We start from the raw sequence: 2,153 nt of genomic DNA, 5'->3' as shown, positions 1-2,153 counted from the left end.
GTCGGGGTCGGTGTGGGGATCGGGCTGTCGGTGCAACCGGGGGTGGCCGCGGCGGGGAGGGGGACGCGCCAGATCTGGGTGTCGTTCTCGGACCCCACGAGCAGGGTGGTGCAGTCGGCGTAGGTGACGGTCTCGCCCTGCGCCTGTGCGGGCAGGGCGACGTCCGCGAGCTTGGTCCCCGCGGTGTCGTACACGGAGGCGGTGTCGGCCCCGAACGGGCCGCCGCTGCGCAGGGTGTACGAGGCCCCGGACGGCGAGAAGGCGCCGTCGGTGGCGAAGACCGGGCCGGTCCGGACGGCCGTCAGGGTGTTGGTCTGCCCGGGCCGCGGAGGCAGCGGGGCCTGGTAGAGCCGGCCCGCGGCACCGATCAGCTTGCTCGCGACATGGAGCCGGCCGGTCACCGGGTCGGCGAGCAGGGACTCTGCGTCGTGCCGGCCGTCGGCGTAGGCGAAGCGGTACGAGGTCGGGGTGACGGCCGCGTCCACGAGCTGGTCGGGTTCGGGGAAGCTGTGCACGGTGATCTCGGCGCGGCTGCCGAGGTTGTCCCCGATGTCACCGACCAGCAGCGCGGGGCGGCCGTCGGGGTCCTTGCCGAGGGCCAGGGCCTCCCAGTCGGTGTTGGTGGTGCCGGTCAGGGTGAAGGTGGCCCGCAGCCGGCCGGTGGCCGTCGAACAGTCCACGGCCAGGACCTGGTTGGTGTTGCCGCTGTCGTTGACGGCGTAGAGGACCCCGGGGTGCTTGCGGCTCGCGGCGAGCCCGCTGAGCTCGGCCAGGCCGCCGGGGAGCGTGCAGTGCTTCTCGGGGGCGAGGGCAGCCGGCCGGACGGCCGGTGGCTGGGGGCCGGCGGCGTACGGGCCGCCGGACGCGGTCGCGGTGGCCGCCCAGCCGAGGGCCGCGAGAGCGGTGGCGAGGGCCGTCGCCAGCAGGGCGGCGGCCCGTGGGGGTGCGAGGAGTCGGGACATGACCCCATCGGACGGCACGTCAGTGCAGGCTGCCAGGGGAGTGCGCGCACCGGGTGAGCAACGTTCGATGCCGGACCGGCATGGCTCCTCAGCGGGCGGGTTCCCGCACCGGGGCCTTGCGCCGGGCGTGCGCGAGGAAGGCCCGGGCCGCCCGGCTGAGCGGACGGCGGGCATGGGCGATGCCCACCGGGCGCAGCAGCGGCGGGGTGAAGGAGCGCACCTCGGCGCGGTGGCCGAAGGCCCGTACCACCACGTCCCGGTACCAGATCAGCGAGCCCTTGCCGTCGGTCACCCCGGTGACCCAGGCGAGCCGTTCGTCCACCTCCAGGGCGGGCACCGGGCGCACCCCGAGGACGCTGAACATGGCCTCCATCTCGGTGCGCCGGCCGGTGCCCGGGGTGGGCAGGATCAGCGGGAGTCCGTCGAGCGCCCGGAACGGCACCGGGTCGGGCAGCCGTGAACCGTGCGGCGAGATCAGGACGACTTCGCGCTCCTGGATGTGGTGGGTCGTCAGCTCCTTGTCGACCGGCAGGTCCACCAGGGCCAGCTCGGCCCGTCCCTGGGTGAGTTCGAGCACCAGCGACTCGCGGCTGGCCCGCTGTTCCAGCCGTACGTCGATCCCCGGATGCCGCTCGGTGAAGCCCGGCACCAGATCGACGGCGAGGTCGACGGCCAGGGTGGGGGTGGCGACGAGGGTCAGGGTGGCCCGGGCCTGCTGTGCGGCGGCGGCCCCGATGTCCTCGATGGCCTCGACGGCGTCGAGCACCGTCCGGGCCAGCCGCACCACCTGTGCGCCCTCGGGAGTGAGGTCGACTCCCCGGCCCCGGCGGGCGAGGAGTTCGACGCCCAGGTCGCGCTCCATGGCCTGGACGGCCCGGGAGAGCGCGGACTGCGCGACGAAGACGGAGGCCGCGGCGCTCGTGATCGAACGGCAGTCGGCCACTGCGACCAGGTAGCGGAGTTGCGCGAGCGTGGGGGTCATGAACGGACGGTAACCGTGCACTCCTGAAGCTGTAAGGGGCAGCCGGATGAACAAATATGCGCCGCGGGGAGCTGGTTCATGCCAGGTCGGGCGGGGACTTATACCGCCACGGCATGTCCCGTGCGGCCGTGGCGGGCCGCGCAACAGGGGTGCGGCGGGGCCGCGGCAGGGGAAGCCTCGCAGGTCACGGCCGCGACCGTGGCCACGGG

The 2,153-nt window shown here is 74.3% G+C and carries 2 protein-coding genes; both read right to left on the bottom strand.

Annotated elements, in window-relative coordinates:
* Positions 1 to 962 (bottom strand): hypothetical protein (locus EF918_RS35050; RefSeq protein ID WP_125652892.1); only part of this gene is annotated, 962 nt, incomplete at its 3' end.
* An 88-nt stretch (positions 963 to 1,050) separates the two neighbouring features.
* Positions 1,051 to 1,944 (bottom strand): LysR family transcriptional regulator, encoded by an 894-nt coding sequence (locus EF918_RS35045; protein ID WP_125652891.1) that lies wholly within the window; start codon positions 1,942 to 1,944, stop codon positions 1,051 to 1,053.
* Positions 1,945 to 2,153 lie beyond the last annotated feature (209 nt).

Origin of the sequence: Streptomyces sp. WAC06614, from assembly GCF_003949795.1 — a bacterium.
Classification (GTDB): domain Bacteria; phylum Actinomycetota; class Actinomycetes; order Streptomycetales; family Streptomycetaceae; genus Streptomyces.
This window is presented reverse-complemented; position numbering and strand designations above follow the sequence as displayed.